Here is a 24,728-nt window from a genome sequence, read left to right as displayed (position 1 = left end):
GCGCGGTTCATCCTTCGGAGTCGAAGACGGCCGGAGGCCACCGGCTCAGGACGAACGGGGAGCGGTAAGGTGTTAGGCGCGATAAAACCCTACCTTGAGAAAGAGGCACTCGCGGCCTTCTTTGTCGGGGTCTCCTCCGGCTTTCCTTATGCGATGATCGGCGCAACGCTGACCACAAGGCTCGCCCAAGACGGGATCGACAAAGCAACCGTCACAGCCTTCACGCTCGCCTTCCTGGTCTACAACCTCAAAGTGTTTTGGGCATGGGTGGTGGACGGCGTGCGCCTGCCGGTCATTAACCGCATGGGACAGCGGGTTTCGTGGATGCTGTTTTCCGGCGTTCTGGTGATCGCCTCTGTCGTAAACCTGGCGCTGGTCGATCCGCAGAGCAGCCTTACCGCCACCATCATCGCTGCGGTCCTTGTAGGGGTCGCGGGGGCCACTTTTGACATTGTGATCGACGCCTACCGGATCGAAACCTTGCGCCCGGACCAGCTCGGCACGGGATCAGGGATGAGCCAATATGGCTGGCGTATCGGAGCTGCAGGTGCCGGTGCGCTCGCACTGGTGGTCGCAGCGCGTTACGGTTGGTCGGCAGGCTATCTCGCTTGCGCCGCCTTCGCGCTCCCGGCCATGCTGACAGCGCTCATCAAGGGCGAGCCCGCAAGACGCACCGTCACCATCGCCAAGAAGGGCGTTTCCGATGTGTGGCAGTCCATCGCCGGGCCTTTTCGCGAGTTTCTGGGGCGGCACGGGGCGTGGCTCGTCCTCGCCTTTATCCTTGTTCACAAGATCGGCGATACGCTCGCCAATCTCACCTTCCGCCTGCTGTTCGATGACCTTGGTTTCACCAATGATGAGATCGCGCTTTACGATGTGGGGCTGGGCTTTTGGGCCTATATGATCGGCATATTCCTGGGCGGGATACTGTACGCGAAATTGGGCCTCAAACGCTCGGTGATGATCGCGCTGATCTTAATGGCGGTGTCCAATGTGAGCTTTGCTGGTCTGGCCGTGGTCGGGCACTCGAACTGGGCGATGGCGGGCGCCATCGGGTTTGAGAACTTCGCCAGCGGATACGGCGGCGTGGTGGTCGTCGCCTATTTCTCGGCGCTCTGCGATCTGAGATTTACGGCGGCGCAATATGCCCTGATCTCCGCTGGCGCGAGTGTGGTGGGTCGCTTGCTCACAGGCACCACGGCAGGCGGGCTGATTGAGGGAATTGGCTATGTGAACTTCTACCTGCTCACCACAGTGCTAGCGCTTCCGGGTATAGCGCTGTTCTGGTGGATGATGCGCACAGGCCTTGTCGATGAGGCGATGGGGAGTGCTGGCACTCAAACCTGAGGTCCGTTCGTGCTGAGCCGGCGGCCTTTGGCCGTCTTCGACTCCGAAGCCCACCCACCCTTGCGAGCGTCCTTCGACAAGCTCAGGACGAACGGACCTCAATCTCAATTGCTCGCCTTATTCCCGGCATGCTGCGAAGCAGCGAGCCCGCGCCCGCCTACCCCATGGCGGGGGCGTTGCCCCCACCTAGGCGGACGCTTTGCAACCTTAGTGGATCAATCCGGCATCTCGTCATTCAACCGCAGAGCTTCGCCAGCAAGGTAAAGCGAGCCCGCGATCAGGACCGGGAAGTCGTCGTTTGGAATGCCGAGCAATGCATCTTCAATGTCGGTCGCCTCCCGCGCGGTTTCGTCAAAAGCTGCCGCTAATTGACTTTCGTGACCGGGCACTGGAACAACGGTGACTGATCGGATCAGCGGAGAATTCATCTGATCCATAAATGCTCTCGGGTGCTTGCTAGATATCATTCCGATAATGAGATGATAGTAGCCAATCTGGCCCGAAATTACCTCTGCGGCGTTCGCATTGTGACCGCCATCTAGCCACACCTCGCGATCATTCGCCAATGAAGTGAGACGCCCATCGCCAAGGCGTTGAAGACGGGCAGGCAAGAAAGCCTCCTCAACACCTTGCCGCAGCGCCTCATGACTGCTGACGGTTATCTTGTTTTGATGAAGCAACATGGCCACGGCTAGCCCTGCGTTAATTGCCTGATGATGTCCTTTCAAGCGAGGGCGCGGTATGTCCACCCTTCCAGTTCGATCATCCAGATAATAGTACGAGTCGTGTCCGCCGGACCACCATTTGGGATAGTGGTCAAAATTTGGATTCCCGGCCTGGTCGTCTTTTCTAATCCACTGAGCATCGGAGGTCTTCGCTACGTCCTCGATAGCTTGAAGAGAAATTAAGGGGTACTCAAAATCTCCTAGCGTCACCAGCGGCACACCCCGCTTCGCAATCCCCGCTTTCTCAAACGCGATCCGCGCCATCGGCGCTTCTGGCACACCTTCCTCGGGCGCCAGCAAGAACCGCTCGTGATCAATCCCCAGCGCCGCAATCCCGCATGCCGCAAGCGCTTCGGGTTCCAGCACATTGGTTGCATCAAAACGACCCCCTACGCCCACTTCGACCACGCAGGCATCGGCTGGCGTTCGGCTGAAGGCGAGGAAGGCCGCAGCGATGGTGACTTCGAAAAAGCTGGGGGCAAGATCCTCGCCATCTTGCTCACTGGCATCCAAAACCTCTTCGAGCAAATCCGCCAGCGGGCCGTCCTCGATCAGTCTGCCCGCAATCCTGATCCGCTCATTATAGCGCACAAGGTGGGGCGAAGTGGTGACGTGGACGCGCTTGCCATCGGCCTCAAGCATCGCGCGAAGGAATGCGCAGACCGAGCCTTTGCCATTGGTGCCTGCGACATGGAACACGGGCGGCAGTTTGCGATGCGGATTGCCGAGGCGCTCCATCAGAGCGGTGATTGTTTCGAGCCCCAAGCGCCCTTGCGGCACGCTGAGTGCGCTTAGCCGGTCGAGCTGTGCCTGGACGCGCGGGTCGTCAGATTTGCCGAAGTCCATTAGTCCTCCCCAAACTGGGAAGGGGGACCAGCGACAAGCTGGTGGAGGGGCAGGTAGAAAAAGTGGTGAAACATCTGCGGGTTCCCCTCCACCACGCCGCTGCGCGTCGCGGTCCCCCTCCCCGTATAGGGGAGGTTAGGCGGCTTCATCTGCCGGCTGAAGGAAGTCGAGTACCGTCGCAAGGCGCGCTTTCAGCTCGCTGCGCGGCACAACCATATCGACCATGCCGTGCTTGTGGAGATACTCGGCACGCTGGAAACCTTCAGGCAATTGCTCGCGGATGGTGTCTTGGATCACGCGCTGGCCAGCAAAGCCGATCAGCGAGCCGGGCTCTGCGATATGGATATCGCCGAGCATTGCGTAACTCGCCGTGACGCCGCCCGTGGTCGGGTCGGTGAGGACGACGATGTAGGGAAGTCCCGCCGCCTTCAAACGCCGGGTCATCACGGTCGCGCGCGGCATCTGCATAAGGGACAAAATGCCTTCCTGCATGCGCGCACCGCCCGCCGCTGTCACCACGACGAACGCGCATTTCCTATCGAGAGCCTTTTGCGCGCCCTGACAAAACGCCTCGCCCACAGCCATACCCATTGAGCCGCCCATAAAGGAGAAATCCTGCACGCCGACCACAGCCGCCTGGCCGTTGATCGCACCTGATCCGCTCACGAAGGCATCGGCATGCGGGCTCTTCGCGCGCGCGGCTTTCAGGCGGTCGGTGTATCTTTTTGAATCTTTGAACTTCAATGGGTCTTCGGTCACTTGCGGGATAGGCAGAACCTCAAATCCATCGTCCAGCAGCAATGACAGGCGCGTATTGGCATTGATCCGCCCGTGGTGATCGCACTTCGGGCACACATGGAGGTTTTCCTCATAATCAGAGACGAAGAGCATTTCCTGACAATTGGAGCATTTGATCCAAAGGTCTTTTTCAGTGCTCGTCTTCTCATCGCCAAAGCCCAGCGAATTGCGGACGCGGTTTAACCAGCTCATTCTTAGTCAATACCTCAATAATTCGTCATTGCGAGGAGCGAAGCGACGTGGCAATCCAGTTCCAAAGGTTGCGATTTATTGCAAGGGCAGGACTGGATTGCTTCGCCCGCGGCTCGCAATGACGGATTAGCTGGCTTTACGAATGGCCTCAACCATCGCGCTCGTCAGCTCCTTTAGCTTAGCCGGAGCATCTGCGCCATATTCGCCTACCAAGTCAACAAAGGCTGACCCTACGACAACGCCGTCTGCATGGGCAGCGATGGCGGCGGCCTGTGCCGGTTCGCGCACGCCAAAGCCGACTGCGACGGGGATATCGGTGGCCGCTTTGAGCGCCGCGACAGCCTCTTCGATGGAGCCTGCTGCGGCTTGCTGTAGCCCGGTGACCCCGGCGACGGAGACGTAATAGAGAAACCCGCTCGACCCTTCGAGCACCTGCGGCAGGCGCTTTGCATCGGTGGTCGGGGTGGCGAGGCGGATGGGCGAAATGCCAGCATCGCGCAAAGCCGGACCCAGCGCATCGTCCTCCTCAGGCGGAATATCGACGCAGATAACGCCGTCCACGCCAGCGCCCTTGGCAGCCTTGGCAAACCATTCAGGCCCGCGCCGGATCATAGGGTTGGCATAGCCCATGAGCACCAGCGGCACATCGGGGTGGCGTGTCCGAAATTCATAGGCGTATTGCAGCACATCGGCGGTGGTGGTGCCTTTGCCAAGCGAGCGCAAATTCGCCGCCTGGATAGCGGGGCCATCGGCCATTGGATCGGTGAACGGCATCCCCAGCTCAATCACATCCGCGCCGCCTTCGACGAGGGCGTCTAGGTTGGCAGCGGTGTCGCCATCACCAGCGGTGATGAACGCAACGAATGTGGCATGGGGTTTGGAAAAGGCGTTTTGGAGGCGACTAGTCATTGGAGCTTTCATGGGTTTCTGTGAGGTCAATTTCTTCTCGTTCTGGCAGTTTGGTTCCACACCAAGGACAATGGTCAATTGAAATCACTCCGCCGCCGGCTTCGTTAAGAATGATCAGGCCATAGCTCCCGTCCCTTTCGCTGCAATGGATCATGCAATCAGGGCAATCAAAGCGATCGGGGTGCTGATCACACGTGTATTCAGCATGATACTGCATCATTTCGCAGCAGTGCTTCACATGTCCACCCCAAACACTCCACCTTCGTCACCCTGAACTTGTTTCAGGGTCCATCCAGCCACTGACTCCGCTGGCGCGGGCCTAGTGATGGATGCTGAAACGAGTTCTGCATGACGGTTTTCGTAACTCCCTTCGTCATTCCGGCGAAGGCCGGAATCTAGGGCTGCGAGCACTGCACTTTGCCGCTCTGGACCCCAGCCTTCGCTGGGGTGACGGGTGTGGGTGAAGATGCTCACATCTCCACCCCAAGCTTCTCCGCCACGGTGAAAATGTCCTTATCGCCGCGCCCGCATAGGTTCATGCAAATGATCTCGTCCTCGCGCATCAATGGCGCGCGCTTGGCGACGGCGGCGAGGGCGTGGCTGGGCTCTAGCGCGGGAATAATCCCCTCGGTGCGGCAGAGCAGTTGGAAGCCTTCCAACGCCTCATCATCGGTGACGGCGGTGTATTCGACGCGGCCTGTGTCTTTGAGCCAGGCGTGTTCGGGGCCGATGCCGGGGTAGTCTAGCCCTGCGGAAATCGAGTGGCCTTCGGTGATCTGGCCGTCTGCGTCTTGCAAGAGGTAGGTCTTATTGCCGTGGAGCACTCCGGGTGCGCCTCCGAGGAGGCTTGCCGCGTGTTCGTCGCCGTCAAGGCCGCGGCCTGCGGCTTCTACGCCGAGCATTTTCACGTCTGCATCGTCCAGGAACGGGTGGAACAGGCCCAGCGCATTCGAGCCGCCGCCAATGCACGCGATCAGCAGGTCGGGCAGGCGGCCAGCGCGGGCCAGCATTTGCGCGCGCGCTTCGGTGCCGATGACGCTTTGGAAATTGCGCACCAATTCGGGGTAGGGGTGGGGCCCTGCGGCGGTGCCGATGATGTAGAAGGTGTCGTGCACATTGGCGACCCAATCGCGAAGCCCTTCGTTCATCGCGTCCTTAAGCGTCGCGCCGCCGCTGGTGACGGGGACAACTTCTGCGCCGAGCAGCTTCATGCGGAAGACATTGGGCGATTGGCGCGCCACATCCTCTGCGCCCATGTAAATCACGCAAGGCAGGCCAAAGCGCGCACAGACGGTCGCGGTGGCAACGCCGTGCTGCCCAGCGCCGGTTTCCGCGATAATCCGCGTCTTGCCCATGCGTTTGGCAAGCAGAATCTGCCCGATGCAATTGTTGATCTTGTGCGCGCCTGTATGATTGAGCTCGTCGCGCTTGAACCACACTTGCGCGCCCATTCCTTCGCCAGCGTCTTTGCGCAATTCCTCGGTCAGGCGCTCGGCGTAATAAAGCGGCGAGGGGCGGCCGACGTAGTGCTCGAGCAGGTCGTCAAACTCGGCCTGAAACGCGGGGTCTTGCTGCGCCGCGCGATACTCACGCTCGAGGTCCAAGATCAGCGGCATCAGTGTTTCAGCGACATAACGCCCGCCAAAATCGCCGAAATGGCCCCGGTCATCCGGCATCTGCCGGAAAGAATTGGCATCGGGCTGGTTGCGGAAGGAGTCGGGTTGATCGTTCAAAACAAAAGTCCGTTCGGGCTGAGCCGGTGGCCTGAGGGCCGTCTTGCGACTCCGAAGCCTGTTCTCTGCCTCGGACCCAGCCGATTGGCCTACGCGCGCCCTTCGACAAGCTCAGGGCGAACGGAGGTGGTTTAAGGGTTTAGCGCCGCTTTACAGAACGCGGCAATCTTGTCCACGTCCTTGATCCCGGGAACGCTTTCGACGCCTGACGCGGTGTCCACCAGAGCGGTGCCGGTCGCGCGGATGGCCTCTGCGACGTTGCCTGGATCAAGCCCGCCAGCAAGCCCCCATCGGAGCGGCCCTTTGTAAGCCTCCAGAAGGCTCCAATCGAAGCCGTGGCCCATGCCTCCGGGAAGCGCAGAACCCTTTGGCGTCTTGGCGTCAAACAAGAGGAAATTGGCAGCATCAGAAAAATCGTCCGCACGCGCCACATCTTGGGCGGTTTCAACGCTGAGCACTTTCCAAACCGGCAGGCCAAAGCGTGCCTTTACCTCGGCAACCCGCGCCGCATCCTCTTTGCCGTGCAATTGGACGGCATCAAGCTTGCCTGCGGTGATGCTCTCTTCAAGGAATGCGTCGTCAGGGTTCACAAATACCCCGACTTTTTGAACTGAGCTCGGGGTTTCGGCCGCCAATTTCGCGGCAAGGTGCGCATCGGCATAACGCGGCGAGGGCGGGTAGAAATTGAACCCGATATGCGTCGCACCAGCATCCGCCGCAGCGGCGATGCTGGCCGGTTTGGTCAATCCGCAAATCTTGATCTGCATTGTCATTGCAAGAGAGGCCTAAAGCGTTGCCTCAATCGCTCTTGCAGCGGCCACCGGGTCTTCGGCGCGGCTGATGGGGCGGCCTATGACGAGGACGCTTGCGCCGTCATCGCGCGCTTTGCGGGGCGTGACGACGCGTTTTTGATCGCCTGCACCGCTTCCGGCGGGACGCAGGCCGGGGACGACGAAATAGCCGTCTTTCCATTGCTTGCGCACTTTGCCCACTTCGCGGCCCGAACACACAATTCCATCGAGGCCCGATGCATGGGCGAGTTCGGCAAGGCGCATCACCTGATCCTCGGCGCTTCCGCCGATGCCGGTTGAGACAAGGTCGCTTTCGTCCATGCTGGTCAGCGTTGTGACCGCGACAACTTTGCAGCCCTCTGCCGCCGCAGCCTTTGCATCCTCCATCATCGCGCGCCCGCCGCTGGCGTGGATGGTGACGATTTTGGGTTCGTAAACATGAATCGCCATCATCGCGGATGCGACGGTGTTGGGGATGTCGTGAAATTTGAGGTCGAGGAAGATCGGCAGGCCCAAATGAGCGATTTCGTGCACGCCGTGCCCGCCATGCGCGCAAAAGAACTCAAGGCCCAATTTGACCCCGCCAATATGCGCCTTAACCTTGGTGATGAGCGCCTTTGCAGGCTCAATCTGGGGCACATCCAGCGCGAGGAAGACCGGATTGCTCATGGTGTGCCTCCTTCCACTGGCGTCAAGCTTTCTTCATCTTTGGCCGAAGTCTTATCCTCAAGCTTTTCAACAGGCTTGCCCACAGGCTCCTCGCGGCTTCGCGCAATCGCTGCGGATTTCATCGAGTTTTCAAGGCTGCGGATGCGGCGGTCGAGACCCCATTTGACCGAGCGGTGGTAAAGCCACATCGGAAACAATCCCAAGAGGAAAGCGAGGATTACAAGCGCTGGCACTTTGGTTTCGACCAGCAGGCCGTCCCACAAGGTCACTTCAACCGGGGTCCAATTGAGGAATGAAAAGAGCATGATCGCGCAGGCGAGCATGACCCACAAAACGGTGCGCACTATCTGCATGGGGCCTTGTGCTCCCTCCTGATTATTCCAGTTAATACAAACTAGGCCTTTTGGGGCTCAAGTCCAGCTTGGCGGTGCTTAATCGAACACTCGCCTATCCAAAAACACGCGCAAAGATCGTCTCGACATGCTTGAAGTGGTATTCGAGGTCGAATTTCTCTTCCAATTGCTCATGGGAGAGGGCCGCTGTCACTTCTTCGTCGGCTTTGAGCAGGTCGAGCAGCATCAGCGAGCCGCCCGATTCCCACACCTTCATCGCATTGCGCTGAACAAGGCGGTAGGCGTCTTCGCGGCTTACGCCTGCTTGGGTGAGGGCAAGGAGCACCCGCTGTGAGTGGATGAGGCCGCCCATGGCGTCCATATTTGACTGCATCCGGTCGGGATAGACGAGGAGCTTTTCGACCACACCTGTAAGCCGGGCAAGCGCGAAGTCCAAGGTGATCGTCGCATCAGGGCCGATGAAACGCTCAACCGAAGAGTGCGAGATATCGCGTTCATGCCACAGCGCCACGTTTTCGAGCGCGGGCAGGGCATAGGCGCGGATCATGCGCGCCTGGCCCGTCAAATTCTCGGTCAGGATCGGGTTGCGCTTGTGGGGCATCGCTGATGAGCCCTTTTGGCCTTTGGAGAAAAACTCCTCCGCCTCCAAAACTTCAGTGCGTTGAAGGTGGCGCACTTCCACCGCGAGGCGTTCAATCGAACCAGCGATGACCGCCAGGGTCGCAAAATAAGCGGCGTGACGGTCGCGCGGGATGACCTGCGTGCTGATGGGCTCGATTTCGAGGCCGAGTTGCTCAGCGACATAAGCCTCAACCTCTGGGTCGATATTGGCGAAAGTCCCCACCGCGCCCGAAACTGCGCAAGTCGCGATCTCCTTGCGAGCGGCGACGAGGCGGGTCTTGCAGCGGTCAAATTCGGCATAGGCCTGGGCAAGCTTCAACCCGAAGGTCACTGGCTCTGCGTGAATGCCGTGGCTGCGGCCAATGGTGGGGGTAAATTTGTGCTCCTCGGCCCGCGCTTTAATCGCGGCCAAAAGCCCATCAATGTCTTCCAAGAGCAGATCGGTCGCTTTCGCCAATTGCACGGCCAGCGTCGTGTCGAGCACATCGGAGCTCGTCATGCCCTGATGCATAAAGCGCGCTTCGCCCGTGAAGCCTGCCGCGTCAACTTGCTCAGCCACCCATGTAAGAAAGGCGATCACATCATGCTTTGTCACTGCCTCAATCGCGTCAATCGCCTCGACGTCAATCTTGGGGTTTGTCGCCCACCAATCCCACAGCGCTTTGCCAGCAGAGGCAGGGACCACGCCCATCTCGCCCAGTTTCTGCGTCGCATGCGCTTCGATCTCGAACCAAATGCGAAACTTGGCTTCCGGCTCCCAAAGAGCGGTCATGGCAGGGCGGGCGTAACGGGGGACCATGGGTGAGGCGTCCTTCAAAGTGGATGAATGGCTTTGAGGCGCGGCTATTCTGAGCTGCGGCTATTGGCAAGAGAGAAACCTGCGCTATCACCTGTAACCGAAACGGGAGCCCTCGCGAATGTGTAGGGCAGGAGGACTTTTTAATGACGAGCGAGACAGCCAAAGCGCCTCAACCCAAACCCACGCAAACGCGTGGACGCAGGCCTGAACCTAAGCCTGTGCGCCTTCAGGAAGAGCGTTACCCGCCATTCCTGCGGGTGACATTCAGAAGCTGGACGAAATGGTATCTGGAAGGGACTGAAACCTTCTGGCCGTTTAGCGACCTTGCGATCCGGTTTTTCATCGCCATGTGGTTCCTCCGCTCAGGCCTCGTAAAAGCGGCTGATTATGATGCCGCAGTGTTTTTGGCAGCTCAGGAATATCCAGTCAGCTGGTTGAGCCCGGCCAATGCAGCGGCGACCGGTCTTGCAATTGAGCTTGTCGGGCCCGTTCTTCTCCTGATAGGTCTGTTCACCCGGCCAGCCGCCTTAGCCATGGCGGCGCTCACCATCGTCTCGCAGGCCGTCTACATCCCCACCACAACCAATCTCATCGTAAGCGCGATGCTGGTTTGGTACATATTCCACGGGCCCGGCGCCTTCTCGCTAGACCGCGTTTTGGCTCTGGGCTTCAAGTCGTCCGCGCTTCCCCTCGCGCGCCCTGCCATTGCGGCATCGGAATGGTCGCGTGAGTATTTGGCGCCCATCATAATGGCAGCTTTGCGGATATGGATGGGCGTGAGCCTTCTCACGCATGCCGGTGTAATCGAGCCGCCAATCGCGGTGATGACATGGCTTCCGGTGACAATTTTCTCTGGGTTCCCCGATTGGCTGGCGATCATTTCAGCTGTGTTCTTCTTCACCGGTTTTGGCGCGGTGATCGTCTCCTATAGCCTGTTCTTCTTGATCGCGGCCTTTATGATTGCAGGCGCACATCCCAATGTGACGCTGTTCCCGTTCCTGTTCCTTGCGATTTACGAATCGAAGGGCGCAGGGGTGCTCTCTGCCGACCGCGCAATTCTCAGCTGGCTTGAGAAGAATATTCTGTTCGACCGCGATTATTCTGAAATCCCTGAACGCTGGCCGCATGTGGTTGTGGTCGGAGCCGGATTTGGCGGGCTCGCAGCTGTTGCGCGTCTCAAGCGCCTGCCTGTGCGCATCACCTTGATCGATAAGCGCAATTATCACCTGTTCCAGCCGCTGCTCTATCAAATTGCGACCGCCACGTTGAACCCCGCTGATATCGCAGCCCCGATCCGCTCGCTGTTCAAAGGCGATGGAAATGTGCGCGTGCTTAAAGGCGAGGTGAGCGGCATTGATGCAGAGGCCCGCACGCTCAGCTATGGGGACGGACAAGAGCTCCGATATGACCGCCTCGTTATCGCCACCGGCGCAACGCACAGCTATTTCGGAAAAGACGAATGGGGCGCATTTGCTCCGGGTCTTAAGACCATCGAAGACGGCGTTGCAGTGCGCGCATCCATCCTCAATGCGTTTGAGGAAGCGGAGGCGTCAGGCGATGAGGAGCGGATCAAGCGGCTGCTCACCTTTGTGATCGTAGGCGCGGGCCCCACAGGGGTGGAGCTTGCCGGTGCAATCGCAGAGCTTGCCAAGGTGAGCGTCGAACGTGAATTCCGAACAATCGACCCGGCTTCGGCCCGCGTGATTCTGGTGCAGTCAGGTGACCGCATCCTTCCTGCGTTTCCAGAAGAATTGTCCGCCAAAGCGGCCGAATCGCTGGAAAGCCTCGGCGTGGAAATCCGCACCGGCGGGCGTGTGACCGAAATCGCCGCGACGCATGTTCGCATTGACGATGACATCATTCTTGGAACTGAAACTGTCCTTTGGGCAGCGGGCGTCGAGGCGTCTCCTGCGGCCAAATGGCTGGGTGCCAAATCCGACCGGGCAGGGCGCGCTGAGGTTGACGCTCAGTGCCGTGTGATCAGCGCAAATGGTGCCCCGTTCGCAAACATTTTTGCCATTGGCGACACTGCGGGCAGCACGGCGTGGGATGGCAATCCCGTCCCAGGGCTCGCACCTGCGGCCAAACAAGCGGGCGCGTATGTCAGCCGCGTGATTGAGGCCGAATTGCTGGGCAAAGCATGCCCCGGACCTTTTGCCTACAAACACCAAGGGAGCCTTGCGACGGTTGGCCGCAAATCAGCGGTCGCGGATTTCGGTTTCATCAAGATGTCGGGCGCGGCCGCGTGGTGGCTGTGGGGCGTTGTCCATGTCGGCTTCCTGACAGGCGCGCGCAATCAGGTGACAGTGATTGTGAACTGGGCGTGGAGCTTCTTTGCCAAACATTCCGGTGTGCGGCTAATCACTGGCAGAGAGGGCTAACGTGTCGCTTTCCTACTAGGGGAAATGGCTTCATCATCCCATCGCTCGTATTTTGCGCAGTGGAGATGAGGCGGCCTGCCTAAGGAGGAACGCTGAAGGAGGATTGCCCAATCCGGTTTGGGGAAAATTTTGGCGTATGCGCGCGGAAGTGTTCCTTGCGTCCAACATGAAGGTTGTTGAAGATCAATGGGTTATGCAGCTGGGTGTTGGAGGTTAAGGGACAGCACTGTTCCTTAAGTCCAGCACCGGGTGTCTAGATTAGACCCTTTGCCCGCAGGCTCACATGCCCCTCTCGCCCGACAATGATATGATCGTGCAAAGTTACGCCGAGCAGTCTGCCAGCCTCAGCGATTTTCTGAGTGATCTGAATGTCGGCGCGGCTTGGCTCAGGATTGCCCGAGGGGTGGTTGTGAACAAGGATGAGCGCAGCAGCGCCCACATCCATAGCTCGCCGAATAACTTCGCGTGGGTGGATCGCCGCCTCGTCAATGGAACCATCACCAACATGGTGGTCATCAATCAGCCGGTTCTTGGTGTCGAGATAAAGCACGCGGACCCGCTCAACCTTTAGATGGGCCATGTCGATGGAGAGATAGTCGATGAGCGTTTGCCAAGAGCTGAGCACCGGTTTTTCGCTCAGCTCACTGCGCGCCATGCGCCGCGCGGCAAGGGCAACGCTTTTTAGAGCCGCCGCGCTGGTTTTGCCGACGCCTTTGGTGCGTTGGAGCGCGCCAGCATCGGCGTTCAAGACGCCGGAAAGCGATCCAAATTCCGCCAAGAGCGCCTTGGCAATCGGTTTGGTATCGCCTTGTTTAATCGCAGCAAAAAGGAGAAATTCGAGCACTTCATAATCGGCCAGAGCCTCTGCCCCGCCTTTCAGCAGCCGCTCTCGCAAACGCTCACGGTGCCCTGCGCCTGCGTGTTTGCCACATTCAGATTTAGTGGCATCAGATTTGGAAGCATCAGACGTGACGCTTGCACCGCCATTTTGGGCGGCACCAAAGTCAAATCCGTCATCAGAATGGGGCAATAGTCGCATCCAGCTTTAGTTTTCACCGCTTGCATCATTGCCTTTGAACGCTAGACGCGCAAGGTAGGAAGCTGATGTCCAAGGTAAAGCCGGAAACCGATCTGCCCGATTTGGGAGGCGCGAGCCGGCTAAGGCTGTGGCCTGAGCGCTGGCGTTGGCGGATCAGCATTGTGGTGGCGCTGTTGATTGCGCTGGCTGCGGGGCTTGCCTGGGCGGGCCGGGAGCAGATCGCTGGCAACCTCATCGACGACACGCTTGCGCAGAACGGGCTTGAGGCGACCTATGCCATCGAGAGCATCGGCACGCGGCGTCAGGTGATCACCGATCTGGTGGTGGGCGATCCCGCGCTGCCAGACTTTACCGCCAAGCGGGTAACGCTTGCGATATCGTACACTTACGGGCCGCCAGAGATTGGAAGGGTCGAACTTGAAGGCGCCCGATTGTACGGTTCCTTCAGGGACGGACAACTCAGTTTCGGCAGTCTCGACCCGCTTTTGTTTGCCGAAAGCGACGAACCTGCCGGACTGCCTGCGCTGAACCTGCAAATCGTCGATGGGCGTGCCCGCATTGAAAGTGACTACGGCGTGATTGGTGCCAAAATCGAAGGTGCAGGACGTCTTGATGATGGCTTTGCGGGCAAATTGGCCGCGACCGCACCGGGAGTTGGTCTTGATGATTGCGGCGCGGAGGAGGCTACGCTTTACGGAGATCTGACCACCTCCGATGGCCGCCTTGGTTTCGATGGTCCGGTCCGCATTCGCGGCGCGGATTGCAAAGGCAACCGGATCGAGGCGGCAGACATTGGCACCAAACTCACACTGGGGGACGATTTTGGCTCAGTCGAAGGCGATCTTGCGGTCTCGGCCAAGACGTTGGCGGCAGGTGATGCGGGGCTCGCAAATCTGGGCGGCAGCGCGAATATTGCTTGGGCTTTTGGCGGCGAGCTTAGTGTGCGGCATGATCTCACAGGCGATGCGCTTAGAACCGCTTTCGTCAATGCAGCGAGCATCGGCGCTGAGGGCACTTTGCGAAGCACGGACGGCTTTGCCCGCAGCGAGTGGTCATCGCGGATTACCGGTGCAGGTGTTGACCTTAGCGCGCTGATGAGCGGCGGCGGGGCGCTTAAGCAAGCTCAAGAGGCAAGCGACGGCACATTTGTGGCGGCATTGCTGCGTAAGTTGGAGACGGGGCTTGTCAGCGCCGCTAAAGGCAGCGTGCTGGCAGGCGATGTGCTGGTTCGCTCCGCAGGCGGCAGCATCAGGATTGTCATTCCAGAGGCGAGGCTGCGCGACGCGGGCGGGGACACACTGATCGCGTTGTCGCGGCTGAGCTATAACACGCAAGGCACCCAGCAAGCCCAGGGGCTCACTGGCAATATTTTCACAGGAGGCGCTGACCTGCCAAGGATCAATGCGCGGCTCCAACCGGCGCCAAGCGGCGGCATTTCGGCTCGGATGACGATGGCGGAGTTTCGTGATGGGAACGATGTGATTGGGCTTCCCCGGCTGGAGGCTCGAAGCGATGCGTCTGGGCGAGTTCGCTTCAATGGCATCATGCGGGCTGGCGGTGCGATTCCCGGAGGGAACCTGCGCAGTCTCGAATTGCCGATTGAGGGGCAGTATTCCGCCCGCGGCGGGCTAACGCTTGGGACGCAGTGCCTTGATGCAAAGATTGCGGGACTAGAGGCGTATAATTTTGCGCTTGCGCCCCAGACGCTGTCGGTTTGCCCTGGTACAGGCGGGGCGATTGTGCGGTATGGCGACGCTCTGGAAATTGCCGCCGAGCTTCGCGATGTGGCGCTTGCCGGGAGCTTGGGTGAGAGCCCCATTCTGGTCGCAGCCAATAGCGCGGTTTTACGCTATCCCGGTGCCTCAAGACTGGAAGCGCTCACTGCGCAGATCGGCGCGAATGACAATGCTGTCCGGTTTTCTGCGGAGGTATTGGATGCCAATTTTGAGGACGGGATCGGCGGCAGTTTCGCAGACGCATCGGCGGCGCTCGAGATTGTGCCGCTCGACCTGTCGGATTTGAACGGGCAGTGGAGCTTTACGGATAATGTGCTGACGGTAACGGAGGGCGGTTTCACCCTCACTGAACGCATCGACCCTGCAATCATCGCTGAGGCGCGGTTTGAGCCGCTTCGTGCAGAAGGCGCTACACTTTCACTGGCAGATGGGCTCATCCAGGCCGAGACCTCACTCACCAATCCGCAGTCCGGACGCCTGGTGACAGATGTAACAATTCGGCATGATCTTGCGTCCGGCAAAGGCCAGGCTGACATCGCTGTTCCCGGATTGCGCTTTGATGATGGGTTCCAGCCCGATGACCTCACCCCTCTCACAGTGGGACTTATTGCTTTTGCTGACGGGGTGATCACAGGTGAAGGCAGGATTGAATGGGAAGGAGACAGGCTGGACAGCTCAGGCACTTTCTCAACCGAAAGCTTTGATTTGGCTGCGGCCTTTGGCCCAGTGCGCGGGGTTGCAGGGACAATAGAGTTTACAGACCTGCTGGGCTTGACCACCGCGCCTTCGCAAGTGGCCACTATCGTCTCGGTCAATCCGGGGATTGAGGCGCTTGGAGGGCGGATTGTTTATTCGGTCACCGACGGGACGTTAATCACCCTGGAAGACGGACGCTGGCCATTCATGGGCGGGGAATTGGTTCTGCGGCCGGTGGTTCTCGATTACGGCGGCGGGCAGGGGCAAAACTATATCTTCGAAATTATTGGCCTCGATGCAGCGACGTTTGTGACGCAGATGGAGCTCACCAACCTTGGTGCTAAGGGCAAGTTTGATGGGACCATTCCGATCATCTTCGATGAACAGGGCAACGGCACGATCCAAGGCGGTCTGCTGATCTCGCGCCCACCGGGGGGCAATGTATCTTATGTCGGCGAGCTGAGTTATGAAGACCTTGGCACAGTGGCCAACTACGCGTTTCAGACCCTGCGTTCGCTCGATTACAATCAGATGAGCATCGAGCTAAACGGCAATCTGGCAGGCGAGATTGTCACCAAATTCAATATTGACGGCGTGAGACAGGGCGAGGGCACCAGCCAAAACTTCATTACCCGTCAGCTTGCAGAATTGCCGATCCGTTTCAAAATCAATGTGCGCTCTGAAAATTTCTATCAACTGGCCCACGTGGTGCGCGGCTTTTTCGACCCCAGCATATTCGACCGCGAAGATGTCCGCCAACGGCTCGGGATTGGGGCGTTCCAGCCCGTCGATGCTCCCGCGCCGCCTGGCCCAAGCGAAGACCCGATTCCCGGCGAAGCTGAACGCCGCAATGAACCTGTCGTTCAACCTCCAGAAAGCGATGACCAGCTATGACACATGCGAAATTGACCTCCGTGGGCGGGAATGCGAGAGAAAAGCGCACAATCGGTCGGGGAGCGAAAATGGATCGAAGGATATGGAATGCAGGGCTTGCAGGCCTTGGCTTTTTAGCAGTTGCCGGGTGTATCAACGTGGCCGCTCCGGAAGAGCCGATCGTGATTGAGCTCAATATCAATATCCAAGCCGAAGTGCTTTATAGATTGGCGGAAGACGCCGAGAACACTATTGATGAGAATGCAGATATCTTCTGAAGCTTTGCCAGTTGGTGCGCGTTGGAAGATTGGAGGAAATGAAATGAACATGATCCGCAAATTCACGCTGACCGCTGTTGCCGCCGCTGCCGCTTTTACCGGCATGGCAAGCCCCGCTGCGGCACAGCGCGACCCAGCCTATGCTGCTGCCCGGGCCAATGGCACCGTGGGCGAGCAGATTGACGGTTATCTTGGGGTTGTGGGCTCTGCGACCCCTGCGCTTCAGAGCCTCGTCAACAATATCAACATCAAACGCCGCGCCGTCTACACACAAAAAGCGCAGTCCAATAATGCGACCGTGGAGCAATATGCGACCACAGCAGGGTGCCAGGCAATTGCGCGCACTGTGCCGGGCGAGAAGTATCAGGCGCCCGATGGCTCGTGGAAAACCCGCAGCGCCGCTGCGCCCGACCGTTTGCCGATTTGTCCCTAAATTTGCGCTGTTGATTGGATAGCTTTGCGGAAACTCTCGCAGTGCACCATTGACTCAAGAATCGCCCTCTTCTAGGGGGCACACGCCCTTGGCGGGCACCTTTCTTTGCTTAGGGCGTTGCATGCCTTTTAGGAAGTCAGCATGAGCGAAGAGAAACCCGCCCGGAAACCCATCGTTGAGGATGCGCGAATTGATGCGCTCGAAGCGCGGCTAAAGGCCGCCCAGAGCCGCGAAGAGGAACGCACCCAGCCTAAAGTCAAAGGGGTCGATGCGAATTATCGCAGCGGCAACCGGGCTCTGGCTAATCTTCTTGGCGGGGTCTTTGGCGGCAGTGTGATGGGATGGCTCTTTGATTGGGTCTTCGACACATTGCCATGGGGTCTGTTGGTAGGGCTTTTCCTTGGGATCGGCGTTGCTTTCAGGAACATAATTCGCGCAGCAAACACGCAAAGCGGCGAGAGTGAACCGGACAAGAATTAGTCCCGCTCAAGCGTTTTGACAGTTTTAGGGATACCAGAGATCGTGGCAGGCGAAGCAGACCTGAATGGGGAAGCCAAAGTCGATCCGATGAAGCAGTTTCAGGTTGAGCCGATGTTCGGTTCAGAAGCCTGGGAAATCGCTGGCTTCAATATCGCGTTCACCAATTCCGCTTTGTGGATGGCTATCACTGTTGTGCTCATCTGGGCCTTTGTGTTCGTTGGCATGAAGCGTGAGCTTGTACCCGGACGATGGCAGATGGCGGTGGAAAGCTTCACCGGCTTTATCGACGATATGCTCGAGGCGAACATCGGCAAAGAGGGGCGCAAATATGTCCCATATGTCTTTAGCCTGTTTATGTTCATCTTGTTTGCAAACCTCCTTGGCCTCGTGCCCGTTGGCATTATCCCAAGCGTTCATGCTTACACATTCACCAGCCATTTCACCGTCACCGGCGTGCTCGCCGCGATCAGTTTCTCGATTGTTCTGATCGTTGGTTTTTGGAAGCACGGCATTAAATTCTTCACGCTGTTTGTCCCGCACGGAACACCTGCGGTGATGATCCCGGCGATCTTCGTGATCGAGCTGTTCTCATTCCTCATCCGCCCATTCAGCCTCGCGCTTCGCTTGTTCGTTGCGATGATGGCAGGCCACGTCCTTTTGAAAGTGCTCTCCAGCTTCGTCATCGACGGTATGAACGGCGGCATCGGCACCAGCCTTCTGGTTGCCGCGCCGAGCTTCCTCTTGATGATCGCGATCAGCGCGCTTGAGATCTTGGTGGCTGGCATTCAGGCATATGTTTTTGCGCTGCTCACGTCGCTTTACATCAATGACGCAGAGCATCTGCACTAAGGTTTTCAATACGCTTTCATCCAATTTGATTTTTGCAAATTTTTGATTTTTTTCGAATTTTGATTTTTCCAAGGAGTTTTTAAAATGGATCCTGTTTCAGCAGCCCTTATCGGTGCAGGTCTCGCAGCTATTGGTGCCGGTATGGCCGCCATCGGTGTGGGCAATGTTTTTGGCTCGTTCCTTGAGAGCGCGCTTCGCAATCCGGGTGCAGCAGACGGTCAACAAGGCCGCCTCTTCATCGGCTTTGCGGCTGCCGAACTTCTCGGCCTGCTGGCGTTTGTTGTTGCGATGATCCTGATCTTCGCCAACCCGGCTGCCTAATTGGTTTACGCCCTGCCAAGTTCGCTTGGTAGGGCGCAACCCATCCTGATTTCCTCTTCGTTCTGAGACATCTCCTATGCCTCAAATAGCTCAACTGCTTGATACCTGGTCTAGCCAAGTCTTCTGGACTTTGGTTTTCTTCGGCATCACTTTCTTCCTCATCGGCCGGGGCATGGTCCCCAAGGTGATGGAAACCGTTGGTCTGCGCGATAAGCAGATTTCAGATGACCTTGCGGCTGCTCAAGCAGCGCGTGATGCAGCTGACGAACAAGAAGAGGCATGGCGCGAGCGTGAAAACGCAAACCGTGCTAGCGCGCAAACACTGATCGCAGAGGCCAAGGCCAAAGCGGCAGCCGCATCTGACAAGAAGCTGGCGGCGGCGCAAAAACGTCTCGACACCAAGCTTGAGAAGGCAGAGGCCGAGATTGATGCAGCGCGCACCAGCGCTATGGCGGAGATCGAGGATGTGGCTCTTGAAGCTACGCAGGACATCGTCTCTCGTCTTGCAGGCACAAAGATCGACAAGCGTTCGGCGCGGTCGGCTGTGAAGAAAGCTTTGGCCCATGGCTAATCTCCCATTCCTTCTTTTGGCTGACGGCCCTTCTGCCTTTGGTGTGGATTCCTATCAGTGGGTGTCGCTTGCGATGCTTATCCTGATCGGTGTTTTCATTTGGAAGAAGGTTCCGGGTCTCCTCACCGGAGGGCTCGACACCAAGATCGAAGAAATCAAAAGCCAGCTCGATGAAGCCAAAAACCTTCGGGCTCAGGCGGAAACGCTGCGTGATGAATATGCCGCGAAAATTGCAGGCGCCGAAAAAGACGCCGAAGCAATGATGGAAGGCGCTCAGCGCGAGGCAGATGCTATCCTCGCGAAGGCTGAAGCGGACAGCGAGGCCATGGTTGCGCGCCGCAAACGTATGGCGGAAGACAAGATTGCCGCAGCCGAGCGTGACGCAGTTGCCGGGGTTCGCACAGCAGCCGTCGATGCCGCTGCTAAAGCGTCTCGCACGTTGATTGCCGACAAACACAGCGCAGAGGCCGACAAGGCTTTGGCTGATGAGGTTATCGGATCGCTTTGATTGTGCATCAGAGCTGACACGAAAAAGGGCGGCCTTGATGGCCGCCTTTTTCGTGTCAGTTGCCCGGTTCGAACACGACTTTACCCACGAGTTGGCGCGCTGCCATTGCATCGAAACCTTCTCGCCAGCGCGACAGGGGAAGGGTGCGGTCGATTGTGGGATTGATCCTTCCCGACGTGGCCAATGCGGCGATCGCTTCATTGATAGCCTTACCCCGTTCAGGAAAGCGCCTCGCATATTCGCCAGCGCGAAGGCCAACAATGCTGAAACCCTTGATAAGCGGGATGTTGGTGGCAAACTCAGCGATCCGGCCACTGGTGAAGCCAACCACCATAAGTTTGCCGTTAAAGCTCACGCAGCGTGTCGATTCGTCGAATATATCGCCGCCTACAGGATCGAACACTATGTCGCACAGCTTACCGTCCGTTAGTGCGCTGACCTGCTCCCGGAAGCGCCCCTCGGCGGTGATAACAGCGTCCGGGTTGGCGGCGGCCTCAATTGCCTCGCTCTTGGCCGAAATGCCTGTCGCAGCGATCACGCGCGCACCCATGGCTTTCGCTACATCGCAAGCGGCCAGACCAACGCCCCCGCTCGCCCCGTGCACGAGAACCCATTGCCCCGCGGTCACGCCGCCGAGTTCGGCAAGCCCGGTGTAAGCGGTTTGATAAGCCGCCCCCATTGCCGCGCCTTGTGCAAAGCTAAGACCATCAGGGAGCGGAGAGAGCCCGCGTGCAGGGATGCTGGCGACCTCGGCAAAGGCGTCTGTTTTTTTGCCGCCGATCACTTTGTCGCCCGGAACAAAACCGCTGTCTGCATCCGCTTCGATTACCACGCCCGCCATCTCAAGCCCGCTGGTGAAAGGAACCTCGGGTTTAAACTGGTACTCTCCCTTGGTCATGAGGAGATCGGGGAAGTTCAGCGAAGCTGCGTGCACCCGCACCAGCACTTCGCCAGGCGCGCGTGCGGGTTCTGGCATGTCGACCAGACGGACCCCGGAAAGGTCCGGTGAGAGCTCTGCAACGCGTAGGGCCTGCATGAGGGTTAGAAGTTGTCCTTACCCGCGCGGATCGCGGCAAAGGTTTCATGCGGTGCATCGCCGCCCCAGCGGGCTTGCAAGGCAGGATCGTCGGCTCTTAAGAATGGATTGGTGGTCAACTCGCGCTTTAAGACGGTGGGCACCGTCGGCTCGCCGCGTGATCGTTTGTCGTCAATCTCAGCGGTGTAGGCCTGAAGTTCGGCATTGTCGGGATCCGCATGCAAAGCAAACTTCGCATTCGCCTGCGTATATTCATGAGCGCAATAAAGGATCGTATCGCCGGGAAGCGCCTTGATCCGTTCAAGACTATCCCAGAACTGTTTGGGCTCGCCTTCAAACATCCGCCCACAGCCCAGCGCAAAGACGCTGTCACCAACGAAGGCGATGCCGCTGTCGGGCAGATGGAAAGCGATGTGGCCATTGGTGTGGCCCGAGACGTCGATTACATCAGCGGTATGCGCGCCCAGCGTGACGGTATCGCCATGCGCAACCACATTGCCGATTTCTGAAAGCTTCTCGACCTCTTGCGGCGCAATGACCTTTGCTCCCGTCGCCTCCACAATCTCGCCGTTCCCGCCCGCGTGATCGGGATGCCAGTGGGTGTTCCAGATATGCGTGATCGTCCAGCCCTTAGCCTGCGCTTGCTTGAGGTACTCCTTGGCATCGGGTGTATCTATCGCTGCCGTCTCGCCGCTTTCGCTATCATGGAGCAGAAATCCGTAGTTGTCGGAGAGGCAGGGGAATTGGTGGACTTCTAACATGGGGCAGGGATCCTTCTCTTGAGAGGCACCCTAAACGCCCTGACTCCAATAGAAAAGGCCCGCCTGCGATGTTCGCGAGCGGGCCTTTTTTGTTTGCCTTTCTGGCGGAAGATTTAGTCTTCTTTGCCCTTGAGCGCTTCGCCAAGGATATCGCCGAGCGATGCACCTGAATCGGATGAACCGAACTGCTGCACTGCCTCTTTCTCTTCAGCGATTTGACGCGCCTTGATCGAGAAGTTTGGCTTCTTGCTGCGGTCAAAACCGGTGACCATCGCGTCGATCTTGCTGCCAACTTGGAAGCGGTCAGGACGCTGCTCGTCGCGGTCGCGGCCAAGGTCAGAGCGCTTGATGAAGCCGGTTGCACCGTCGTCGCCAACTTGCACCTCGAGGCCGCCATCGCGCACTTCGAGCACGTTGACAGTGACGGTTTGACCCTTGCGAAGCGAACCAGCAGCGGCTGCGCCTGCTTCGGTCGGAGCGCCTTTTTCAAGTTGCTTCATGCCGAGGCTGATGCGTTCTTTCTCAACGTCAACGTCGAGAACAACCGCTTTGACTTCTTCGCCCTTGCGGTGAAGCGCCAGTGCGTCTTCGCCTGAGATGCCCCATGCGATATCTGACATGTGAACCATGCCGTCCACATCGCCGTCGAGGCCGATGAAGAGGCCGAACTCGGTCGCGTTCTTGACTTCGCCGGTGACTTCCGCGCCCACTGGGAATTTCTCTGCAAAGTCCTCCCATGGATTGCCTTGAGCCTGCTTGAGGCCAAGCGAAATACGGCGCTTCTCGCTGTCGACTTCGAGAACCATCACATCGACTTCCTGAGAAGTGCTGACGATCTTGCCGGGGTGTACGTTTTTCTTGGTCCAGCTCATTTCAGAGACGTGGACAAGACCCTCGATACCGGCTTCAAGCTCAACAAATGCGCCATATTCGGTGATGTTGGTGACGTGACCGGTGAGTTTCATACCGATTGGGTATTTCGCAGCCACGCCGTCCCAAGGATCGCTTTCAAGCTGCTTCATGCCAAGGCTGATGCGCTGTGTATCGGCATTGATCCGAACAATTTGCACCTTCACGGTGTCGCCGATGGCGATCACTTCGCTGGGGTGATTGACGCGCTTATAGCTCATGTCGGTGACGTGGAGGAGGCCGTCGATGCCGCCAAGGTCAACGAAGGCACCGTAATCGGTGATGTTCTTGACGACGCCCTCGATAACCTGACCTTCAGCCAGATCGTTGATAAGCTCGCTGCGTTGTTCGGCGCGAGTCTCTTCCAGAACGGCGCGGCGCGAGACGACGATGTTGCCGCGGCGGCGGTCCATTTTGAGGATTTGGAAAGGCTGCGGCACTTCCATCAGCGGGTTGACGTCGCGCACAGGGCGAATGTCGACTTGTGAGCCGGGAAGAAACGCAACAGCGCCGTCGAGGTCGACAGTAAAGCCGCCTTTGACTCGGCCAAAGATGCGGCCTTCGACGCGCTTGCCTTCGCCAAACTCGTTTTCGAGCTTGTCCCAAGCCGCCTCGCGGCGGGCGCGGTCGCGGCTCAGCATGGCTTCGCCGTCTGCGTTTTCAACGCGGTCGACGTACACTTCGACTTCACCGCCCACTACAAGGCCGTGGTCGTCTTCGCCGCGCGAGAATTCTTTGAGATTGACGCGGCCTTCAGATTTAAGACCTACGTCGATAACGGCGTGACCTGCTTCGATTGCAGTGATCGTGCCCATGACCACGCGGCCTTCAAAGCCCTGATCGCCGGCGCCGCCGAGTTGTTCGTTAAGAAGCGCTTCGAAATCGTCGCGCGTTGGGTTTGGTGAGGTTGCCATAAGTCTTGGCTAATCCTTCAGGTTATGTTTGTTACCGGCCACCGGTTTTTCCGGAGGTCTTTACCGCCGCCTGACGCACCATTGCGCTGGCCTTGCGGGCAAGAGGCCGATCTCTCTGCGGAGCCGAATGCATTCCGCAAAGGTTCTTTTCACCCATAAAGATGTCCGGAACGGCCGCGCGCCTAGGAGAAACTCGCCTCAAAGGCAAGAGAAATTACCTGCCGGAGAGGGCTTGTTTAACTGCACCGAGCACCATCTCAAAAGCAGCATCCCGGTCAAAGGCGGTGGTGTCTATGACCATCGCGTCTGGTGCGGCTTTGAGCGGGGCATCCTTGCGATTGATATCGCGGGCGTCTCTTGCGACCACATCCTTCTCGATCTCGGCGAGCGGGATTTCCTCTTCGTGGTCGAGTTTCTTCTCAACCATTTCAAGCCAGCGCCGTCGCGCACGCGATTGCACGCTTGCGGTGATGAAGAGTTTGATGTCCGCATCAGGCGCAATGACTGTCCCGATATCGCGTCCGTCAAGGACCGCGCCTCCGGGCTGCTCAGCAAAGGCGCGCTGACGTTTGAACAAAGCCTCGCGCACGGCAGGGTGGACCGAGGCTCGGCTTGCTAGGCTGCCGGTTTCTTCTGTTCGCAAAACTTCGTCGCCGAGCAAGCTGTCGGGAAACGTGCAAGCGGCAAGCGCATCTTCGGCGTTGTCCGGGTCCCCGCCATTGATCGCCACTTGTCTTCCGACGGCGCGGTAAAGAAGTCCGGTATCAAGGTACGGCACGCCCAAATGCGCAGCGAGACGCTTTGCGATTGTGCCTTTGCCAGACGCTGTGGGGCCATCGACGGCGATGATCATGATGCCGCCTTTCTTTCTTTGTGAGCTCTGGCCTTCAGGGCCTTCGCCAATCCAAATAGCGCAATCGCTGCCCAGAACCCTTCGAGCACAAGGCTTGGCCAATTGGTGTGAACCAAGAGGCTAATCGTAAGCAGCGCTGCGCCTGTCAGGTTCGTGCCGTGAAGGATATAGGGGTTGGGCGTGTCCACCCATGTCAGATAGGCGTAGGCACCAATGATGCAGGCGGTGCCGACGAAGCCGACAAGGGAGTAGAGGTCGAGCGGGGTGGTCATTTGCGTTCATCGTCATCCTGAACTTGTTTCAGGAT

At 58.5% G+C, this 24,728-nt stretch carries 26 protein-coding genes; 10 read left to right on the top strand and 16 right to left on the bottom strand.

The features are described 5' to 3' along the window. The first annotated feature begins 69 nt into the window (after window positions 1–69). Window positions 70–1,347 (top strand): AmpG family muropeptide MFS transporter, encoded by a 1,278-nt coding sequence (locus AC0V60_RS07245; RefSeq protein WP_486177822.1) that lies wholly within the window; start codon window positions 70–72, stop codon window positions 1,345–1,347. Window positions 1,348–1,562: 215 nt separating this feature from the next. On the opposite strand, the gene AC0V60_RS07240 is transcribed toward AC0V60_RS07245, so the two are convergent. The 10 genes from AC0V60_RS07240 to purB all read right to left on the bottom strand — a co-directional run bounded on the left by AC0V60_RS07240 (window position 1,563) and on the right by purB (window position 9,783). Next, entirely contained in the window at window positions 1,563–2,918 is a 1,356-nt protein-coding gene (locus tag AC0V60_RS07240; RefSeq protein WP_486177821.1) for a bifunctional folylpolyglutamate synthase/dihydrofolate synthase, read from the bottom strand. A 135-nt stretch (window positions 2,919–3,053) separates the two neighbouring features. Next, window positions 3,054–3,908 (bottom strand): acetyl-CoA carboxylase, carboxyltransferase subunit beta, encoded by an 855-nt coding sequence (gene accD, locus AC0V60_RS07235; protein WP_486177820.1) that lies wholly within the window; start codon window positions 3,906–3,908, stop codon window positions 3,054–3,056. Window positions 3,909–4,034: 126 nt separating this feature from the next. Then, window positions 4,035–4,817, bottom strand: a complete 783-nt coding sequence (gene trpA / locus AC0V60_RS07230) for a tryptophan synthase subunit alpha (RefSeq protein WP_486177819.1) — start codon at window positions 4,815–4,817, stop codon at window positions 4,035–4,037. Beyond that, the gene (locus AC0V60_RS07225) at window positions 4,810–5,055 is read right to left on the bottom strand and encodes a DUF6980 family protein (protein WP_486177818.1); all 246 of its coding nucleotides are present in this window, start codon (window positions 5,053–5,055) and stop codon (window positions 4,810–4,812) included. Before AC0V60_RS07225 ends, trpA begins: the two co-directional genes overlap by 8 nt. Next, entirely contained in the window at window positions 5,052–5,291 is a 240-nt protein-coding gene (locus AC0V60_RS07220; protein ID WP_486177817.1) for a hypothetical protein, read from the bottom strand. The genes AC0V60_RS07225 and AC0V60_RS07220 overlap by 4 nt, the downstream gene beginning before the upstream one ends. Continuing rightward, window positions 5,288–6,493 (bottom strand): tryptophan synthase subunit beta, encoded by a 1,206-nt coding sequence (gene trpB, locus AC0V60_RS07215; RefSeq protein ID WP_486179460.1) that lies wholly within the window; start codon window positions 6,491–6,493, stop codon window positions 5,288–5,290. Before trpB ends, AC0V60_RS07220 begins: the two co-directional genes overlap by 4 nt. A 188-nt stretch (window positions 6,494–6,681) precedes the next feature. Beyond that, a complete protein-coding gene (locus tag AC0V60_RS07210) occupies window positions 6,682–7,323 on the bottom strand; it encodes a phosphoribosylanthranilate isomerase (protein ID WP_486177816.1) in 642 nt (213 codons plus the stop codon). Between the two features lie 12 nt (window positions 7,324–7,335). Further along, window positions 7,336–8,010, bottom strand: a complete 675-nt coding sequence (pyrF, locus tag AC0V60_RS07205; RefSeq protein ID WP_486177815.1) for an orotidine-5'-phosphate decarboxylase — start codon at window positions 8,008–8,010, stop codon at window positions 7,336–7,338. After that, window positions 8,007–8,363, bottom strand: coding sequence for a hypothetical protein (locus tag AC0V60_RS07200; RefSeq protein ID WP_486177814.1), 357 nt, complete (start codon window positions 8,361–8,363; stop codon window positions 8,007–8,009). The genes pyrF and AC0V60_RS07200 overlap by 4 nt, the downstream gene beginning before the upstream one ends. Window positions 8,364–8,457: 94 nt before the next feature. Further along, window positions 8,458–9,783, bottom strand: coding sequence for an adenylosuccinate lyase (purB, locus tag AC0V60_RS07195; protein WP_486177813.1), 1,326 nt, complete (start codon window positions 9,781–9,783; stop codon window positions 8,458–8,460). A gap of 143 nt (window positions 9,784–9,926) precedes the next feature. Here purB and AC0V60_RS07190 point away from each other — a divergent pair, with 143 nt between their 5' ends. Then, window positions 9,927–12,164: an FAD-dependent oxidoreductase gene (locus AC0V60_RS07190; protein ID WP_486177812.1), complete on the top strand. Its 2,238-nt coding sequence runs from the start codon at window positions 9,927–9,929 to the stop codon at window positions 12,162–12,164. Between the two features lie 253 nt (window positions 12,165–12,417). Here the strand turns inward: AC0V60_RS07190 and radC are convergent, their stop codons facing one another. Beyond that, entirely contained in the window at window positions 12,418–13,194 is a 777-nt protein-coding gene (gene radC / locus AC0V60_RS07185; protein WP_486177811.1) for a RadC family protein, read from the bottom strand. A gap of 74 nt (window positions 13,195–13,268) precedes the next feature. Here radC and AC0V60_RS07180 point away from each other — a divergent pair, with 74 nt between their 5' ends. The 8 genes from AC0V60_RS07180 to AC0V60_RS07145 all read left to right on the top strand — a co-directional run bounded on the left by AC0V60_RS07180 (window position 13,269) and on the right by AC0V60_RS07145 (window position 19,948). Next, window positions 13,269–16,529, top strand: a complete 3,261-nt coding sequence (locus AC0V60_RS07180; RefSeq protein WP_486177810.1) for an intermembrane phospholipid transport protein YdbH family protein — start codon at window positions 13,269–13,271, stop codon at window positions 16,527–16,529. Between the two features lie 68 nt (window positions 16,530–16,597). Beyond that, window positions 16,598–16,786, top strand: coding sequence for a YnbE family lipoprotein (locus tag AC0V60_RS07175; RefSeq protein ID WP_486177809.1), 189 nt, complete (start codon window positions 16,598–16,600; stop codon window positions 16,784–16,786). A gap of 49 nt (window positions 16,787–16,835) precedes the next feature. Beyond that, entirely contained in the window at window positions 16,836–17,219 is a 384-nt protein-coding gene (locus tag AC0V60_RS07170) for a YdbL family probable chaperone protein (protein WP_486177808.1), read from the top strand. 141 nt (window positions 17,220–17,360) lie between these two features. Continuing rightward, the gene (locus tag AC0V60_RS07165; RefSeq protein ID WP_486177807.1) at window positions 17,361–17,699 is read left to right on the top strand and encodes an AtpZ/AtpI family protein; all 339 of its coding nucleotides are present in this window, start codon (window positions 17,361–17,363) and stop codon (window positions 17,697–17,699) included. Window positions 17,700–17,759: 60 nt separating this feature from the next. After that, entirely contained in the window at window positions 17,760–18,548 is a 789-nt protein-coding gene (locus AC0V60_RS07160) for a F0F1 ATP synthase subunit A (protein WP_486179459.1), read from the top strand. Window positions 18,549–18,632: 84 nt separating this feature from the next. Continuing rightward, on the top strand, window positions 18,633–18,869 hold the full coding sequence (locus AC0V60_RS07155; protein ID WP_034958026.1) for a F0F1 ATP synthase subunit C: 237 nt from the start codon (window positions 18,633–18,635) through the stop codon (window positions 18,867–18,869). Between the two features lie 76 nt (window positions 18,870–18,945). Beyond that, entirely contained in the window at window positions 18,946–19,440 is a 495-nt protein-coding gene (locus tag AC0V60_RS07150; RefSeq protein WP_486177806.1) for a F0F1 ATP synthase subunit B family protein, read from the top strand. Next, window positions 19,433–19,948, top strand: a complete 516-nt coding sequence (locus tag AC0V60_RS07145) for a F0F1 ATP synthase subunit B family protein (RefSeq protein ID WP_486177805.1) — start codon at window positions 19,433–19,435, stop codon at window positions 19,946–19,948. The genes AC0V60_RS07150 and AC0V60_RS07145 overlap by 8 nt, the downstream gene beginning before the upstream one ends. A 55-nt stretch (window positions 19,949–20,003) precedes the next feature. Here the strand turns inward: AC0V60_RS07145 and AC0V60_RS07140 are convergent, their stop codons facing one another. The 5 genes from AC0V60_RS07140 to AC0V60_RS07120 form a co-directional block, all read right to left on the bottom strand. After that, window positions 20,004–20,984 carry an NADPH:quinone oxidoreductase family protein gene (locus AC0V60_RS07140; protein ID WP_486177804.1) on the bottom strand — a complete coding sequence of 327 codons (981 nt, stop codon included), beginning with the start codon at window positions 20,982–20,984 and terminating at the stop codon, window positions 20,004–20,006. Window positions 20,985–20,989: 5 nt separating this feature from the next. Next, window positions 20,990–21,745, bottom strand: coding sequence for a hydroxyacylglutathione hydrolase (gene gloB, locus AC0V60_RS07135; protein ID WP_486177803.1), 756 nt, complete (start codon window positions 21,743–21,745; stop codon window positions 20,990–20,992). 113 nt (window positions 21,746–21,858) lie between these two features. Continuing rightward, a complete protein-coding gene (gene rpsA, locus AC0V60_RS07130; protein ID WP_486177802.1) occupies window positions 21,859–23,568 on the bottom strand; it encodes a 30S ribosomal protein S1 in 1,710 nt (569 codons plus the stop codon). Window positions 23,569–23,782: 214 nt separating this feature from the next. Next, the gene (locus AC0V60_RS07125; protein WP_486177801.1) at window positions 23,783–24,421 is read right to left on the bottom strand and encodes a (d)CMP kinase; all 639 of its coding nucleotides are present in this window, start codon (window positions 24,419–24,421) and stop codon (window positions 23,783–23,785) included. Further along, a complete protein-coding gene (locus tag AC0V60_RS07120) occupies window positions 24,418–24,693 on the bottom strand; it encodes a CBU_0592 family membrane protein (protein ID WP_486177800.1) in 276 nt (91 codons plus the stop codon). Before AC0V60_RS07120 ends, AC0V60_RS07125 begins: the two co-directional genes overlap by 4 nt. Between the last annotated feature and the right edge of the window lie 35 nt (window positions 24,694–24,728).

The organism is Erythrobacter sp. S259 (assembly GCF_057364965.1).
This window is presented reverse-complemented; position numbering and strand designations above follow the sequence as displayed.